The 16,808-nt window shown below is 57.8% G+C and carries 16 protein-coding genes; 2 read left to right on the top strand and 14 right to left on the bottom strand.

The window, feature by feature from the left end; genetic code table 11:
* Positions 1 to 14: 14 nt before the first annotated feature.
* Positions 15 to 965 (bottom strand): MobV family relaxase, encoded by a 951-nt coding sequence (gene mobV, locus BLR63_RS21065; RefSeq protein WP_081480336.1) that lies wholly within the window; start codon positions 963 to 965, stop codon positions 15 to 17.
* A gap of 271 nt (positions 966 to 1,236) precedes the next feature.
* Between mobV and BLR63_RS21060 the strand changes: the two genes are divergently transcribed.
* Positions 1,237 to 1,503, top strand: a complete 267-nt coding sequence (locus tag BLR63_RS21060; protein WP_010563105.1) for a helix-turn-helix transcriptional regulator — start codon at positions 1,237 to 1,239, stop codon at positions 1,501 to 1,503.
* A complete protein-coding gene (locus BLR63_RS21055; protein WP_010563106.1) occupies positions 1,493 to 1,750 on the top strand; it encodes a helix-turn-helix transcriptional regulator in 258 nt (85 codons plus the stop codon). The genes BLR63_RS21060 and BLR63_RS21055 overlap by 11 nt, the downstream gene beginning before the upstream one ends.
* Positions 1,751 to 1,959: 209 nt before the next feature.
* Here the strand turns inward: BLR63_RS21055 and BLR63_RS21050 are convergent, their stop codons facing one another.
* From BLR63_RS21050 to BLR63_RS31315, 13 genes are all read right to left on the bottom strand, one after another.
* Positions 1,960 to 2,211, bottom strand: coding sequence for a hypothetical protein (locus BLR63_RS21050; RefSeq protein ID WP_010563107.1), 252 nt, complete (start codon positions 2,209 to 2,211; stop codon positions 1,960 to 1,962).
* A 2-nt stretch (positions 2,212 to 2,213) separates the two neighbouring features.
* On the bottom strand, positions 2,214 to 8,327 hold the full coding sequence (locus BLR63_RS21045; protein WP_010563108.1) for a hypothetical protein: 6,114 nt from the start codon (positions 8,325 to 8,327) through the stop codon (positions 2,214 to 2,216).
* A complete protein-coding gene (locus BLR63_RS21040) occupies positions 8,324 to 10,456 on the bottom strand; it encodes a transglycosylase SLT domain-containing protein (RefSeq protein WP_083365968.1) in 2,133 nt (710 codons plus the stop codon). The genes BLR63_RS21045 and BLR63_RS21040 overlap by 4 nt, the downstream gene beginning before the upstream one ends.
* Complete coding sequence (locus BLR63_RS21035; protein WP_010563110.1) at positions 10,456 to 10,995, bottom strand: hypothetical protein; 540 nt, start codon at positions 10,993 to 10,995, stop codon at positions 10,456 to 10,458. Before BLR63_RS21035 ends, BLR63_RS21040 begins: the two co-directional genes overlap by 1 nt.
* Positions 10,996 to 10,997: 2 nt before the next feature.
* Positions 10,998 to 11,456, bottom strand: a complete 459-nt coding sequence (locus BLR63_RS21030; protein WP_010563111.1) for a hypothetical protein — start codon at positions 11,454 to 11,456, stop codon at positions 10,998 to 11,000.
* Positions 11,453 to 11,914: a GNAT family N-acetyltransferase gene (locus BLR63_RS21025; RefSeq protein ID WP_010563112.1), complete on the bottom strand. Its 462-nt coding sequence runs from the start codon at positions 11,912 to 11,914 to the stop codon at positions 11,453 to 11,455. Before BLR63_RS21025 ends, BLR63_RS21030 begins: the two co-directional genes overlap by 4 nt.
* 662 nt (positions 11,915 to 12,576) lie before the next feature.
* Entirely contained in the window at positions 12,577 to 14,373 is a 1,797-nt protein-coding gene (locus BLR63_RS21015; RefSeq protein ID WP_010563113.1) for a DUF927 domain-containing protein, read from the bottom strand.
* The gene (locus BLR63_RS21010) at positions 14,360 to 15,241 is read right to left on the bottom strand and encodes a toprim domain-containing protein (RefSeq protein WP_010563114.1); all 882 of its coding nucleotides are present in this window, start codon (positions 15,239 to 15,241) and stop codon (positions 14,360 to 14,362) included. Before BLR63_RS21010 ends, BLR63_RS21015 begins: the two co-directional genes overlap by 14 nt.
* Positions 15,238 to 15,456 (bottom strand): hypothetical protein, encoded by a 219-nt coding sequence (locus BLR63_RS21005; protein WP_010563115.1) that lies wholly within the window; start codon positions 15,454 to 15,456, stop codon positions 15,238 to 15,240. The genes BLR63_RS21010 and BLR63_RS21005 overlap by 4 nt, the downstream gene beginning before the upstream one ends.
* Positions 15,447 to 15,752, bottom strand: coding sequence for a hypothetical protein (locus BLR63_RS31940; RefSeq protein WP_081480338.1), 306 nt, complete (start codon positions 15,750 to 15,752; stop codon positions 15,447 to 15,449). The genes BLR63_RS21005 and BLR63_RS31940 overlap by 10 nt, the downstream gene beginning before the upstream one ends.
* A gap of 3 nt (positions 15,753 to 15,755) precedes the next feature.
* Positions 15,756 to 16,058: a hypothetical protein gene (locus tag BLR63_RS20995; RefSeq protein WP_010563116.1), complete on the bottom strand. Its 303-nt coding sequence runs from the start codon at positions 16,056 to 16,058 to the stop codon at positions 15,756 to 15,758.
* A complete protein-coding gene (locus tag BLR63_RS20990; RefSeq protein ID WP_010563117.1) occupies positions 16,055 to 16,360 on the bottom strand; it encodes a hypothetical protein in 306 nt (101 codons plus the stop codon). Before BLR63_RS20990 ends, BLR63_RS20995 begins: the two co-directional genes overlap by 4 nt.
* Positions 16,338 to 16,670: a hypothetical protein gene (locus BLR63_RS31315; protein ID WP_130926037.1), complete on the bottom strand. Its 333-nt coding sequence runs from the start codon at positions 16,668 to 16,670 to the stop codon at positions 16,338 to 16,340. Before BLR63_RS31315 ends, BLR63_RS20990 begins: the two co-directional genes overlap by 23 nt.
* Between the last annotated feature and the right edge of the window lie 138 nt (positions 16,671 to 16,808).

Here is a 16,808-nt window from a genome sequence, read left to right as displayed (position 1 = left end):
TTGCTATTCAGTAGTTATATTGAAAGAGTTTCTTCAGATACATTTGGCGCGTTCTTCACCCTACTACCGATTCGTGCGGCTAATTTATCGGCGCGCTCCTTCTCCCGAGTAGACGTCATCCAGGCCAGTTCTAACGCCCGATCAACCTCCGCGAGTTGATCAATTCTTTTTTCGAGCAGAATCTCCCGTTCCTCAAGGCTCTGTTGAGAGTTTTCGAGCTGCATCCTCTGCCGCACCAGGGCTGCGTCCCTGTTCTGCAAACTCGCTGTCGCCTTATCTTGGAGCTTGGCCTGTGTTATAGACGCGCTGGCCCGAGCCAGTAGATCCGCATAACTCTGTGTGTGTATACCCACGGCGGCTGCCGCCAGGTCTGATCTGGCAATACTTGGTTCGACTGCAACGAGGGCCTGGTAATACTGGGAAACCTTCTGGTGCGGTGCCTTGGCCCCCTCAATGCCACGAGACAGTCCGAAAGGCTTGCCACACCAATGGTGGAAGTCCGTTTGCATATTGCGCAGCTTGGCGGGGCCTCCTAGGAAGTCACGGGCAGACAGGCGCCCGTCACCTGTTAGGGGTGTCACGTAAGCAACGAGGTGCGGGGTTCTCTCGTCCAGATGCACCTCGGCGCACACGATGTTTGCTGACCCATGACGCGCCTTGAGCCATGCAAAGGCTCGATCAAAGTAACCGCCGGTATCAGGCATTGCCCCGCCATGCCTCGCGAACGCCTCAGGGCTTGCTGTGATCAAGTATTCGATGCAGATCACCGCGCCTTTCCGTCGTTTTTGTGGAAGCCTGGCCAAGACTGCTCGACCCAGTTCGACAGAGCTTGTTGCGCCAGCCATATGCATGCTGGGGGTGCCATCGGAGTTCGGCGTTGTCGTCTCTCGGAATGTGTGCCGCCCCGATCCCAGTACCCCTGTGATCGTTTTGAGCTTTTTTGTTCTTAGTATTGCGTATGGCATACCGGCCCCCTGCTGACGGTGTTCATCTTCAGCCTGCAGGTGGAGCAGAGATCAGCGCAAGTCACCCCAAGCCTTCAGCTTGTGTACTCACTACACAAAGCAAGCTTTGTTGTTCGCCACGTGCCGTGGAAGATCATTGGAGCAGGCGCACGCATCTGTGGCCGGCTATCAGGCTTCAAGGTCTTCTGATGCCAATGCGGAGCATCCTAGTCGGCGGCTCGGTGTTGGTAGCGACGGCCGTCATTCAGACGTTTGATATTTGGAGAGAACGATGAGCAATGCATCCGATGAGCAACCAATCGAATTCATCCGCTTGCTGGAGGTAAAAAGGCTCACAGGCCTGAGCACCAGCACTATCTACCGGATGTCGGCCAGCGGTGCTTTTCCGAAACAGGTAAAGCTAGGGGTCAAGGCCGTGGCCTGGATCAAGTCAGAAGTTCAGCGATGGAGTCGAGAGCAGATAGCTAGAACCCGGCACCAGATTAATTGCGCTGATCCTCTTCACTTCGCTAACGATGAGGTACGTCATGCCAGCTAACTCGTTGAATGAACCTGTTGAGTTTCTTCGTCTTCCGGCAGTGAAATTGATAACCGGCCTCGGCACCACGAAGATTTATCAAATGGCAAAGGATGGCAGTTTTCCGCATCAGGTGAAGTTGGGGGGCCGCTCTGTGGCGTGGGTCAAGTCCGAGGTGCTGGAGTGGAACCGAAAGCAAGTCAACCGCTCCCGTGGGCATGGTTTGCCTCCTCCTAATGATCAGCAACCGATGAGCAACCAAGGCTAGTTAGCGGTGGAGTGCGCGATCTGTAGGCTTCTGCGGTTGGAATTGCTTCGGAAATTGTGGGATTAGTAACCAACGGTCGTTGAACGCTCGTTGACACTGTGTTGCAACGAGCTTGCATCGCCGTTACATGAAACGTTACGGCTTCGTTACAACTGGCTGCAGGAAGCAAAAGACCCGCATCAGCGGGTCTTCTTTTCTGCGTCATCAGGTTACTTTTTCAACTCAGCGATCTTCTGGCGCTCTTCCAAAGCCTTTCGCTCCAGGTAAAGGGACAAGAGCCCCTGACCGGTTGATTGACCAGCGTGGCTTCGCAAAAGCACCAGGTTGAACAAGGGGGCGAGCACTAGCAGCACAACCAAAGCGATCTGCCACCCTCCGCCCGGCATCCCTTCTTCGCTGATTAGGAATAACACCACCCCGATCAGGGCCAGATTCAAAACGATACCGAGTAGTCGCATCATGGCTATTTTTTCCCTGTGAGAAGTCCTTTCATGAACGCAGCAGCGTCCTCCGGCTCTTCATCCCCAACCGTTATATCCCACAGGTAAGTGCCTTGCCTGGTGAGCGGTTTGACCGGGATGCCTAGCAGGTAGCCAGTTGCCGTTACAGCGGATTTGACCACTTGCCCTGGGTCTTTGTCACCACTTGCTACGCCGGCGACCGCAGAGGTTAGTTGGCGGCCAGCATTGATTGCCTGCCATGCAGGTGACAACGATCCTGCGTGACCGCTCAATGCGGAACCGATAGTGTCCCGAATGACCGGAAAGCCTGAGACACCGAAACCCAGTGTGCTTTTCGCCATCCAGGCTGCGGTGTTCTCGTCCTCTTCTGGGCCCTTACCCGTCAGCAGATCGCCGATGACTCCCTGGAAGAACGCCAATGCCAGCATTGAAGCTGCGGCACTGGCGACAGTTCTTGTCCCTTGGCGTGCCTCAAAGGCCAGGTCTCGGTTCTGGTTGTAGTAGGCGCTGAACGGTGTGTAGAACATCGTCAGCAAGCGCATTGCGGCGCCCTGGTCTTTGCGTTGGATTGCCGCGATGTCCATGGCTCCGGTGCCGCCCTGAGATTGGCGTACAGCCTTGTCACCATCCAACACTGCGGCGGTGCTTTCCTTGCCTGCTGCAACACCTTCACGGTAAGCCGCTAGCCAAATCGCACCCGAAATACCTCGGTCGAGGTATCCCAGCAGATTGAACGAGAACCGCACCAAGTCGGCTTTCTTGCGGAAGAACGCATTGCGGCCGATGAGGGCGCTAATGTTTGATTGCAGTCGGCCGTCTTCCATGTCCCAGCGTAGGCGCATCGCAGGAGAAGCCTCGGTGATCATCCGGTAGGTATCAACCGGCGACCGCACGCCTTCAAGCAGGGCCGTAGCGAGTTCACGAGGCTTCACGTACAGCAGGCCAGGTATAAGTCCAGCTGCCTGGGCCAGTAGGGTTGTTGTCGAAAGCCCTAGTCCTACGATGGACGTGTTTGTCCGTGCCGTGTCGAGGAACTGGTTGAAGTTGCCAGTCTCCGGAGGGTTTCGGTCATTAGCGATGGCCCTCAACCAGGGCAGGAATGCATCAGCTCCGCGTGGGCCAAGCTTATTGATGAGCACAGCCCGGACGTAGGGATCCTGCGTAAGGCGGTGGGCGTCCTGCAACGCTTCCCGGTGGGTCAGGTCGTGGACATGCTGGGCCAGGCGCTGGGGGATGGCGCTGAGGTCGAGCAGTAGTGGCCCTGACACGCTCTCGTTACGCTGGTTGGTGAATCCGTTACCCGGTAGCGCTCCTTCGAACCCTTCACCGAACAGTTCGCCGCCGACTGCCGCTGGCGGTGCGCCTGCACGCTTGCGGTCATAGATGATTGGGAAGTAGCCACCGCGGTATTCACCGAAGGCGGTTGTGATTGGTTTCGGCTCAATGCGGGGTGGCTCCACACCGGAGAGGCGTTTGTACATTGCAGCGATATCGGGCCACAGGTCGTCGAACGAGTCCCATACAGACTGCACCAGATCCCAATCCTGTTTGTCGAGGCGTCCCAGCATGTCAGCCAGTGATGCTTCGTCGACTTTGTTCCCTTTCAACAACTTGTTGCGGTTTGACTCGTTGCCGGTGTTGAGCGCGTGCATGATTAGCTCGCGGCGGTTGAATGATTTTCCAAGGCTGGGGATGTGGAACCGATCTGCCAGGCGTTCGGCGTTCATGTCCGCAAAGCGCTCAACTATCGTGCGGATGCCGGCATTGAACAACTGACGCTCATTGGCTTGGGCCTCTGCGAGTGGGCTCCAGATCAACTGGTGCCAGGGGCCGCTGGTGTCCCTGCCGTCTAAGCGGTTGATCACGTTCTCCATCCGCGTCAATGAGGCATCCAGCCCCTGCAGAAGACCTACTGCCTTGTCACCGATGGTTTCGCTGCTTTCGGATACAGCCACTTGTCGTGCGCGTACGGGCACATTCGTGTCTAACGCAGCTATGAGATCAGTCCTTGCCTGTTCGTAATCGCGCTTGTCCTTGCGGTTCAGCAGCTTGTTTTTCAGCCTGGCCATATGCTCGATGTTTGCCACTGCGTCACGTAGGCCGCCAAGCTCCTCGAATGTCAGTTCCCGATAGTTGACGCGGGCGCTCTGTTCAATCAGGTGTTGCGGTACCGCGACGATGTTGCCGGCGGCCTCTTGCTCCCTGACGAACTGGGCGAGGCTACGGCGACGTTCAACCTGTGGGCCGCTGACCTTGCGGAACTCGTACTGATCCAGCAGCCCCTCGATTTGCTCTAGGTAGTTGGCCCCGGCTTTGCCTATGCGCTCCCGGGTTGCTGGCTTCTCAAAGCGGCGCATGAAGGTATAAATCCGGTCTTCTTCTTTGCGCGCAGCTGTCGCCTCCCGGAACAAGTAATGGTTCAGCAACTCCCGTTGCTTGGACTCGGCGGCCTCTTGCCAGCGGTTTTTCGTGGCGAAGTTGAAGGCGTCCCGGTTGGCCTTGCGCTCGGCATTGAGGTACAGGTGAGGCTGGATATCTCGTACAACCTTGTCTGCGATCACCTGTTTGGCGACTGAGCGGATAGCTTCCAGAGGCGGTATAGCGTCGTAAGCATCGTTGCGCAGAGCCCGAGAGTCGGCATCCTGAGCCCTCTGCACCTTGTCGACCTGGCGGCGAAGACGATCAATAGCGCGCAGCTCTTCGCGGAGAACCCTGGCACGATCATCGTTGTGCACTGCCTCAATGGCACGGTCTGCCAAAGAGCCATCGTTAAGCATGTCACCGTACTCGGCGCGCATCCTGGCGTCTGTTTCCGCTTGGATGAGCTCCCTACGTGCGCGGGCACCTACTAGAGCCTGCACCAGTTCATCACCTGATGTGTACCCGAACTGTTCGGCAACCAGGTCGGGATGAATCCCCTCATCGCCAGTCATGCCACGAAGGCGTGTTACGACCGTCTTGCCGTAGCGTTCCAGCAACGGCTCGCGCAGCAGTTTTACCGGTTCTCCAATCGTCCCATCGGTCTGCAACCCTTTGCGCAAGTAGTCTTGGACGCGGTACACCGGTTGTGAGTCGACTTCTTTGGTGACGTCACCCAGCATCTTCTCGCGTGCATCCTTCCACCACTTTTCCTGTTCACGGGTCAGCTCGCGTAGCGACTCGGCTGTCAGCCGTTCCTCGGCAGCCTGACCAGCCTTGTTAGCGGCTGAGTAATAAGCCTCGAACTCGTTCGGTGACATGCCGGCGGCCTGGGCATCGCTGAACAAGGTGCGGAAGGGGGCTTGAGCAACAGAAATTTCATCATCGGTGGCCAACAGTCGATCAAACACCCGACGCACGTCGTCATTGAGTTGGACGTTGAGCCGACTGGCATCGCGATAGATCTGGGTCAGCCACGCCTTGAAGCGTGAAAAAGCCGACTGCAATGCTGCGCTGGGGGCCTTCCCTTCGCGCAAGTAAGCTTCAAAGCCGCGCGCAAACTGTTCGTGCTGATCGACTTTGATGTCTGTGCGCTCATTGACGCCGAACCAATCCAGAATTGTCTGGTAGTCCTGTTTTACCTGATCCGGAACGTCCGTGCGCGATGCGAGATCACCCATCACTTCAAGATAAAAATGCCCGGTTTCATGCAGGAAGGTAGAAAGGTTCGCCTTGTCGGTCAGTTTGATTTCGAACTTGCGGTCGGCGCCGAACTGGATAAAGCCGCGTGTCCCGTCCTCCGATTGATCGAAGCGGACGGCATCGCTCCCGAGTAATGCCTTTCGTACTGCAGTGTTGTCCAAGACGTTCAAATCAAGGCCAGATTGGTCAAGTGCTCGTTGCAGGTCATCTAGCGAGCTGCGTGCATTGAGAAGCTCTTGGTTGAGATTGCCGGGCGCTGATTGGCGTTGGCCGCGAAGTTCTTTGTCCAGTGAGGCCAAGAGCATTTCCGGCGTTGCGGTTGGCACATTACCCAAGTATCCGGCTTCAGCAGCTTGAGTGGCCATGTCGTCCAGACTGCGCCCACCCTTCCTGGAAATTCGGTTGTTACCTCTACGGCCCACATCAGCATCACGGGCGGCCAGCTCGCCACCATCGTCGCGGATGCCGCCGCGCTCACGGATGAAGTCGATTAGCGATGCGCCATAGATCTTCGCGTCGTCGGGAACATCGGCGGCGCGTAGGCGATCAATCAGCAGGTCAAGCTGATCAGATCCGCCAGGTTTGCGCAGCACTTCGGGAATGTCCTGGCCGATGCGGAGCCGATATTGGTTGAACAAGTCGTAAGGGTCGATACCTGAGCGCTCACCCAGAGAGCGAAAGGCGGACTGATAAAGTGATGCCTCTCTGTCTGCTGTCTGTGCTTCGCGACCAATGCCAAGCAACTGACCGCGAACATCCTCAAACACTCGGCGATCCGATGCGGCGACATGGTCTTGCTCAACACGATCACGAAGGCGCTCAAGCTCCTCAGGCGCGCGTTGCTGGAACTCAGCAAGTTCTCGTAGCGTCATCGCGTCGGGAGTTGCGCGCATATCCTGCTCGAGACCGCGGTGGTGCCCGTCCTTGGCAATGACCGACGCCCACTTTTCCAAAGGGATTGAGATGTCTGCACCAAGGGCCAGGGCTTCTCCAAGGGCATCGGGGTTGCCTGTCGCCGCTTTGGCGAACTGCTCAGGATCGAGGTTGTTCTCCTGGAAGTAGCGTTGGAACTGCTCGGCGGGTACCAGGATGTTTTCTACAGTGCCGCCGGCCTGCTCTTTCAGCCTGGCCACGAGTGCTTCCGCTCGCTGTGGTGAGCGTTTGAACATCTTGGAGTTCTGAGCCATGTCACCCAGTTGTTGGACGGCAGTCAGATCTTTCTCGATTTGCCAATATCGTCTGCCAGAGCTGGCACTTGCGATAGCGACATCAACCGGCGACGTTGCCAAACCCAGGAAGGCGTTCAAGAACATTTCTCCCCCAGTTGCCTGCTCGCCGACGGCAGCAGCACCTGCGACCGTGCCACCAACAGCGCCTGCAGCTTGGGCTACACCTTCAACTGCGACGTTGCCCAGCTTTCCTGCTATGCCGCGGCCGGCAAACGGAATCGGCACCATGCCGCCTAATGCGTTGATCGCGGCTTCGGCTGCAGTGCGCTTGAAGCTGTAGGCGTATGCCTGGTCTAAGTCACCGGTTTTCTTGAGTCCTTCGGCCAGGTTCTCTCCTGCACCGCCGGCGATGGCGGTACCGAGGTTTACCCCTCCCACTACGATTGCCTTCTCAGCAGCACGTTGCGCAAAGGTGCTGGCAAGACGACTGACAGCGAAGTTCTTCACCGGTTGCGCCGCAATCCCGCCTATAACCCCGCCTGCCAAAAGGCTAGGTAGCGATTCAGTTAGTGCGCTGCCGATCAATCCAGGGTTGCGTAATGCGTACAGGGCGGTATCACTCGCCGCGCCACCCACACCCGCACCGCCGTCGCGGGCTTTGTCGAATATCTGTCCTGCGAAAGCAATACGTTGGTCGCGTGGTAGAGCCAGGTATCCCTGGGCGGTGCTAGTGATGTTGCTTTCCGTGCGGCCCGTATAGTTCGGCTCTTCTCCCTTGTTGCGATCCAAAGCGCTCTGCGGTGCCAGTGCGTTCACGAAAAAACCACCAACCGAAGACAGCGCCCTGTCCAGCATGTTGGCGCCGGCCTCACCGATTATTCCCAGTTGACCAAAACCCTTGGTCAGTGCATCGCTCTTACTTGTTGAGTGCTGCTGACCGGACTCTTTGACGAAGTTATCAAAGGCACCTTCGACGTTGGACAGCCCATCGATATCGTCGTGGGCCACGCTGGCGTTGTCCGGGTCAGTCAGGAACTGGTTAGTGGCCGGCGCTCGCTCAATCAGGGCGTCGTAGTCCACGGATGCCAGCTTGGCTTGTCGCTCAACCTGCTTGCGGTTGCGAACAACCATGTCAGGAGCGACCCCTGTCAGTTCGGCCAGGCGTTGAATGCTGGCTTGCTCATCCGGGTTGGTATCAGCAACGTAGCTCAGAGCCGTGCGGGGGTTGGGCTTGCTCTGCTGGCGCTGGATGGCAACGTCGTACTTGTTTGCCTCTATGCCCTGAGGTTCTTCTTTGCCGGCGAGGATGTTGTCGTACTGGCTCATTGGTTGGCCTCATTGAACAGGTTGAGGATCTCGGCATCACTCGCAGTGCGGCCATGGCGCTTAAGCGCCGCGGTAATCTGCTCGTGCTCATCGGCCGGAATCTGCTTGATGTCCGTGACCCGAACGTTGTCCCCAGGCTTCCGCTCAAACGCGCGTTGCTTGTTGGTGAAGAAACCGAACAGTCCTGACCCTTCAACCGTTCCTTCGATGAAGGCGTGATCCACGATCTGTTGCACCTGCTCGTGTGTGGCCTTCTTGTTCTGTTGCGCCTCTAGCCCCCGGATCTGGTCATCCACATAGCGACGTGCCGTTGCCACTTGCTTGGCTACCGCTGATCCCGGTTTAGGGCTGGAAGGCATGCCTGCGTTGCGCAAAGCGTCGTTGAACAGAGCTGTGCTCGTCGAGATCGATGCTGTTGCTGCTGGCCCGCCGGTCAGCCGCTTAATCTGCAGGTCGGTCAGGCGGGTGAAGTCCTCATTGCTCAGCTTGTCACGCATGTCGAGCAGGTTGACTTCGTTCCCTTGGGCGATGAGATCCCTGGCATGGGTATACACCTCAGGATCGGTTTGCTGATTCCGCTTGTAGGCCATCAATTGTTTGCGGTCTTTTGCAGGTAGCTTGGCCCAAAGGTCGGGATCCAAGTCTTGCCATTTGTTGCCCTTGAGCATGAAGTCCCAAGCCTGCCCTTGGTTCTGAATGTGCTCCTGCTTTTGCTGATCTTGCTGCCAACTGAATCGGTCGCGTGCATCAGCGATGGCGATGCGTTTCTGATCAGGGGTTAGATCGCTGCGAGCATCAATACCCTTGGCGATTTGGCCGAATGTCGGTTCGGCCTCCTGCTGGACGCTGCTGAGAACTTTCTGGGTATAGTCCTTCGTTTCTTTGAAGGGGATACCCTTGATGAAGTCGGCTTCGCTGATTTCGCCCTTCCTGGGGTCACCCAGTTTCAGCTTGCTTTCATTCTTGCCCGTGGTGTTGGTGCCGTTGATCCAATCGTTAACCATTCCAGGGCCCGCGTTATAGGCGGCCACGGCCAGCGCGTCCGAACCATCGAACGTTTGGCGCAGCTTCCCGTAGTACGCCTCTCCAAGTGAACGGTTGTAGTCTGCGTCGGTTTTGAATCGCTTTTCGTCCCATGGCAAGCCAGCAGCCTGAGCAGCCTCAGGGCCAGTGCTTGGCATCACCTGGGCGATGCCTACCGCTCCACGGTTGGATGTAAGTGGCGCTCCGGATGCGTCGACCTGGCGACCGTCGCTCTCGGCCTGGAGCATTGCCGCAAACACCGATCCGCTCCCGCTTTTGGCTTGCTCGACCGCCTGTGCTCCAACGCTGACGCCGATGCTTCGATCCAGTAGCGGGTTCAGGGTTTTGATCAGGCTTTCTCGGTTCTTCAGGGTAAGCGATGAATATGGGCCATCGTCCCAGTTAGACAGATCTCGCTGGATTTGCTGCAGTTGTTCCGGATTGTTCCCGGCGCTGTGGATACGCGCCAGTGCGTTAGCGGAATAGGCCGACTGTTCAAAGGTGCGCACCTCTTTATCCCAGCCGTCGATGCCATAAGCACTGCGGCCAACGGTCTGAACACCATCCGCCCGCGCTCGATTGAGGATCTGACCAAGGTCTGCATCTGGCCTGGCAGCAGCATTCTCCAACAGATCAAAGCGAGACCTGAGCTCACTTTTGGCCACGCCTGTGCGGGCTTCCAGCACCGATCCTTGGATCTGTTGAAGCTTGTTTGCCTGCATCTTGCGGACGGCGAGATTCAAATGCTCTTGGTCAGATGCATCCAGGCCTTCGACTTTCACCGGGTCTAGCTTGCTGATGAATTGCTGATAGCTTGATTCGCCTTGATCAGGTTGCACTTCCAGGGCTTTCAGCTTGCCGCTGAGCTCGTTTACCCCGGTGTCTAGTTGGCTCTCATAGTCCAACAGAGCGTTGCTTACCTTGACCTTAGAAAGCTCCTGGTCTTCTTTTTTTTTCTGGTCAAGGAAGGAAAGCGCTGCGTTCTGAACTGTGCCGGCTAACTGTTGCCCGCCACGATTCAGATTGTTCGGGTCTGGTGTAATAACGCGATTTTGGGGCGCCTCTGGCAATACACGTACGCCCGGGCCAAGTGGTATCTGTGCCATCAGGAATTCCTCACCCAGGCTGGATTGGTATTCAGTTCTTGCGTTTGGCCCTGCATGTCCCGACCTGCAGCGGATGCTTTCCACCCGCTTGCGATCCGAGCCCCGCTGGAAAGCACGGTGCCAATGGATTGGGCGTTCGCGTTGGATCGGGCCTGGCTTCCTGCCAGCTTGTAGTTGCTGGCATCGACGGAGCCGCGGGCCTTTTGGTTCTGGCCATTGAAGATGGTTAACACCGCGTCTTCCTCGGCATTGCCGATGATTTCTTCGTTGATGTTGACCGCGGTGCCTTCACCCACTTCAACACCAGACCCTGCAAGGGCCGTGTTGGCCTCACTGGCCTGGTTGCGGGCAATCCGTCGGATACGGTCGGCCTGTACCATTGAGGCACTGGCGGCCGCGTTGGCGTCGTTCTGTGCCTGCTCGGACTGAGCGTCAGCGTTCAAGCTGGCCTGCTTACCGGCCTGCTGCGTTGAGTAGACCGAATAGGCCGTACCGGCAACGGCAGTGGCTAAAGCGACAGCGGTGGTGTATCCAGACATGGTTATTCTCCAGTGGTGATGGTCAGGTCGTTGCTTTGCTGGCGCGACATGAGTGCTGTGGGTTGATTGGTAAATTCAGATTCGGCGTCTTCAACCGTTTTGGCCTGGGTGGCAAAGGTCATGGTCAGGTCGGTATCGGCATGCGCTACAAACACCTGCTTGCGGCCGGCCTGTCCCGGGACGATGTGGTATCCCTTCAGCTCAAGTGTTTCTCCACCGATGAAAACCGTGACGTGGCCCGAGACAATCAGCAGAGTGGGGATATTGATCAGGGCGCCAGTGATCATTACGCCGGCGGGAATGCGGATGGTTCGGGAGTAGAGTCCCGCGTGAAAGTGGTGCTGGGTCTGGATGGCCACTTGCTCCATACCAAGCAAATGCGACTCCAACCCTCGGACTTTCTCAACGTCGGCACTTGTCATAGCGGGGAGTGATGGAGCCGCGGAGGCGATGCTGTTCATGCGAGCACCTTCAGGAATACCTGGTTGGTTTCGCGGTATCCGGAGCGGGGCAAAACCATCGCCAGCCTGCTGCCAATGGGCGCGCTGATCATCAGGGCAGATGCGCCCAGTGCTAGGGCGCGGGCCTCGGCTGCACGCAACAGCTTGATACCTGCCCCGCCCTTGCGTGCATGCGGCTCAACGAAGAATGACTCCATCGCGCAGATGCGACGGCCCGCGTAGTGCGGCAACCCATACACCAGCAGTGAGGCAAGCCCGACCAAGTCAGGGCCGAACGCACCGAGAATGTGGAGTGCGCCGCTCGTCTCCATTGCCCGATACGTTGCAAAGCAGGCATCAACCTTGCCTAACTCAGGGATGCTCGATTCATCGCCATAGGCAGTCAGTAACTTAGGCAATGCGCCGGCCTGCTCCAGCTCAGCCACCGTGCAGGTTCGAATAATCGTTTCAATGCCCATGACGTGGTTCCTGTGCTTGGACTTGTGGTTGAGGACGAGAGCTGGACGTGAGTGGTGAAACGGGGCCTGGCTCCGGTCGGATAACCTCGGCGTCTGGCCAGCGGTACCGGACTTCTTCCACGGCCTGGGCTTCTGTCATGGGCTCTCCGATCATGCTGCAGAGCACTTTCCCGGCTCGAACCACGCACCAATGGGAATGGCTTGGCTCCATTGGCTCTGCGTATGCATCGGGCTGTATTTCGAGATTTGGCTGTGGTTGTTCTGGCGGCGCTACCGCGCTCAACCGCTCAAACATGCCGCGTAGGACTGTCATGGCCGGTTCTCCAGAACAGATGTGTGTTCCCACCTGTTCACACTTCTTTGTTTTAGTGGGAACGCTCGCAGCCCGCGGCCGCTCTGGCTGTTCCCACCGTTCCCACTGTTCCCACCACTTTTTCCCTTTGCCCGATGCAGTGGCTCGAAAGTGTGGGGCGCGAATCGAGTCTTCTCAGCACGATCACCACAATGTGTTTCTGTGATTCTGAAAACGGTGGGAACAGTGGGAACCGGGGGAACGAGCCCGGCCAGTAAGGGCTCCAGGCGTTCACACTTGTTCCCACTATGAGAATTGGTGGGAACAGAGCTGCTGCACGAATTTGGCTGGATGGGGGGGCGAAGATTGGTCATTGGCCGAGTGCCTCGCGATCCATGGCCTCTGAGTCGACTACGTACAGGCCGCTAGTGCCCCCTCCTGGAAGTCGGTATTTCTTGGTATGGCGCTTCTTGTCGGAGTCGCGTTTGGCAAGGGCTCCCGCGCCTTCAAGAGCTTTGACGACGCGGCTCAGTCCATAACCGTGCGCCGCTTCGATCAACGCGGACTTGTTGAATAGGTAAAGCCGCTTGGTGCCGGACATTTCCCAATAGCCGGCACGGTTGGAAACCTTCACCTCTGACTGACCTTCGGCTACATCGGAGAATCGACTGCTACCGTGGCGGTCAATGAAGTCCAGGATGCCGGACAAGATCTGGCGGTCTTCAGCGTTGCCACTGCCAACTCTGTTGAGCCATTCGCGGTACAGCAGTTGGCAGTCCGCCAGGGCGCTACCTTCAGGCCATGGGAGCAGTTCGTAGGCGACTGCCATTTCGCAAGCCAACGCGATGACCGCAAAGCGGTCGGCGACTCGTCCGGCTTGTGCATTGTCTTCCGCGAATGTGGCGCGCACCTTGGCGAAGTCTTCCAGTAACCCTGGACGATCATCGTTAGCCAGTAGCCGTTCAACGAACGCCGGCCCGACGTGGCCATGACTGCGAGTGACAGCAACGGTCAGTTGGCGGTGGAAGTCCGCACCCTCAAGTCCGTGCAGTTCGTCAAAGGCGCGGTGGGTGCGAGTGCCCGCGTTCACGTCGACCATGCGCAACTCGGCACCGGCGTGGGCGGCATTGCCCGAGATCGCAGCGTGCTCGGACAGAGACCGCTCGCCGCTTGAGAGTGCAAGCAGGCGCCAATTCAGCCTGGCTCTGCCTTCACGCTCCCGGGTCATCGTGCCTTTGCCTTGCCCGTTTGCCAGTGCATAGGCCATTTCTTGAACGCGCTTGGGATCGGCGCGCTTGATTTCATCCAATGGAAGGAGGGTGTCGTTTCGTGATGACGCCTCAATTTCCAAACCACCCTTGGTCATGTCCCACGATGCCGCGAAGACACCGGGGTCACCCCATACTGATGATCCAACCAACTGAACCAATGACTTACCGCTTGAGCTGTCACCTACGAGGTGAACGCCACCGCCGAGTACGCCGACCAGGCTTAGCAGTGGCCCAGCAAGCGCGCAGCCGATGGAAAGTGTCAGTACCGGGTTGCCGGCACACTTGGCCGCGACTTCCAGTTGCCAGGTGGCCAGGTCGCCCTTCGTCTTGAACAGATTTTGCGCTTGGCTGCTGGCTTGGTAGCGAACCTTGTCACTCCCGATAGTTCGCCCAGGCAAGACAAACGCCCCCGACTCATGCCAGCCTGGCCGGCTCGTGGTGACGAAAACTTCGGTCGGGTGCTGCTCAAGCAGATATTCCATGAAGTGGCTGCGCTTCTTGAGGGAAATGATCACCCCCATAGAAAACAGAGCTCGCCTGGCTTCCTCACCGCTGCCGCCGAACACCTCCATGGCAATAATCCAGTCCTTCACCCCGTTGTCGGTGACCATACGGAGCAAGCGGCCCTCACTACCGTCATCGCTGTTGGTAGTGCGAGCTACGACTTTGACGGGGCTAGAGATCCACTCATCAGTGATTGCCCGGTCATCGCTGTCGCCATCAGCGTCGTCCTGGTCTGAGTCGCGCTTGAAACCGTGCCAGTAAACGCCAGGCTTGAGCTTGCGGCCTTTCTCGTTGGTGACCCATTGGTCGTACACCGCCCAGCAGGGACGATTAGGCGCAATTACTGCGGCATCAGGCCGAAGGTTGATCACGTTGGTGTCAGGCTTGGCCATTTGTGAGCTTCCAGTTGGCGAGGTCGTTGAAGTCTGTGAGGTCATCGGGTGCACCTTCCGGCCACTCTGGGAATGCCACTTGGCCGCCTACGGCCGCCGCCGCCGCATTTGCTGCTGAGCGACCTGGGTTGCCGTCTGTGAGTCGGTCGTCATCGCCGGCTATAACGATTGGCTGGCCTGGGTAACGGGCGCGCAGCCCCATGGCGGCCGGGATCAAGTTCCCCGCGTTCATGGCTGCGGCGACGACGTAGCCACCGTGCTGGTGGAGACTGGCCGCCGTAGCCCATCCCTCGCAGATGCAGAGAACTGAGCCTGGCTCGATGATGCCCAGCGGCGAATAGGTGCCCTTCACGCGGCCCCCAGGTAGGAAGCGCTTGGCTCCGTCAGGGGCGATCCTTTGCAGGTTGATCAGGCGACCATCCAAGTACAGAGGGATGAGCAGGTCAGAACCTCGCTGGCGCAGGCCATGAGGGCGCACTGACTTGGCGACCAGGTATGGATGATCTGGGTTAGCGCGCCGCGCATTTCGCCACCAGCGGTCGGCAAGTTCCGATGCCTTCTGCTGGCGCTGGAGTTGCTCTGCTTTGCGCTGGTGTCGTGCCTGGTCAACCCGCTCGCGGATCTGTGCGGCCTCGCGGGCGTCCACAGGCTCACGACTGCACCAGGTGCTGGCACTGCCGGATTTCCAGCTGCCGAATGCACCGGAAGCGATTCCGTCCAAGTACAGGACATACCAGCCATTGAGAGTGCCGGGCTTGTCCTCTGGAACTCGGAAACGATGAATGGCCCCGTCTGGCACGGGAAGCCAGTCAAGCTGGCCATAGGAAGCTTGGAGTGCGTCACGGAAAAGGATGATTGCGTCAGTCATGCGGCACCCAATGGCGAGTTGTGCCGCTCAACCACTGCTGTCAGCAATTCAACCATGCCGTCCAAGCAATGCTTGCCCAAAGGATCCTGCTCGCGATCACGCAGCTTGATCAGATGATCTAGGCCAACGTTGATCATGCTCAGGCTACGAGCGTCGATATGTGGGCGCTCTTTGGCTGACACGCTCATTGTCGGATCGAACGGGATCACGGACATGGCAGTGTCTCCACTGTGATTGGCTGTGAAGGTTCTGCGCCAGCGAACTTCCGTGCGATTGCCCCATTGTTAATGCAGCGCCAATAGGTCGGCTCGTCCAAGGAATCAACCTGGCTCGATGTCACCAGAGCTCCAGGACTACGCATAACTACGCGTCCACATTCGGCGTCAGACGCAGTCAGAAAGGGCCCCATGAGCGGTTTCGGTGCTTTGGGGTGCGTGACGAAAAACAGCTCAGTGACTTTTTTCAGGCAAGCCGATCCCGCCGACGCTGTGGCGCCGTTTTGAATTTTCATGGGTTAAGCCTCTTTCTGGGTGCTACGCAGTTCGATGTGCGAGCTGGCCGCCGCTTCGATGCTCGACATGTTTGAAGTTAGCTTTCCTAAGGTTTGAAGCAGCCAGCCGAGATCGGCCACGCTATCGGTGTTCAAGCCTGCATCCTCGTTCATCGCGGCGCTTGCCAGCATCACGCCTATAGCGGCAATGCCATGGCTAATGGCTCCACTCATGTCATGTGCGGCAGAACCTATGGTTTTCAGCTTTTCGGTGGAGGCATCCCCGAAGTGTTCAGGGTCGATCAGTAAGTGCTTCAACGCGTTCATTGGGCGGCCCTCTTGGAGAGGTCAGTCAAAACTTCGGCGAGGTCGCCTCTAGCTTGGCAATAGAGCCAGTCCAGATCCTCAGCATCGTGATCGGCCGTGTATTGGGATGAGCCGATGCTTGATTTACTGCCTGGATAGCGACGGTTCAGCAGTTCTACTGCCTCTGTTGCATCAACCTCTGTCGCGAACGGGGCAATGATTCTGGCAATGAGGATGCCATTGCCTTGCTTAGCCGGCGTCATGACCATGAAGTAGCTGTCACCTCGTGCTACGCCAGGATTAGTGATCGCGATGATCGACATTTGCCACCTCCTTGGCTTCCGCGAAGCGATCAGCCTCACGCCAGTGCTGAGCAAGGAAACCGGCCGAGTGAAGATGAACCTCGCTCAGCAGAGTTGTGAGACGGACGCTCACTGGATGGCGTGCACCGCCGATAGCGGGGAGGACGGCATCGGTAAGGAGCGACCTCAACTCGTCGAACATTACGCGAGCATTGCGCAGGCCGATCAGGTCAGACGTGGACAGCAAGACGGGGCCAATGACGGAGCCGTTAGCGTTTGTCTGGGCTTGGAGTTCGCCATGTTTGATGGCGATTGAGTCCACAGTGCTCATTGCGCACCTCCGAGATTATCCAGGGTGCGAGCGGCTGCCATGTGGGCGTTGTAGCGGTTCAAGCGGACTGCAAGGGACGAGTTTGCGCGGAGAGCGCTCAAGGCCAGGTGACGATGAACAAGGGCGCGAATTTTGGAC

Origin of the sequence: Pseudomonas extremaustralis, from assembly GCF_900102035.1 — a bacterium.
GTDB lineage: Bacteria > Pseudomonadota > Gammaproteobacteria > Pseudomonadales > Pseudomonadaceae > Aquipseudomonas > Aquipseudomonas extremaustralis.
This window is presented reverse-complemented; position numbering and strand designations above follow the sequence as displayed.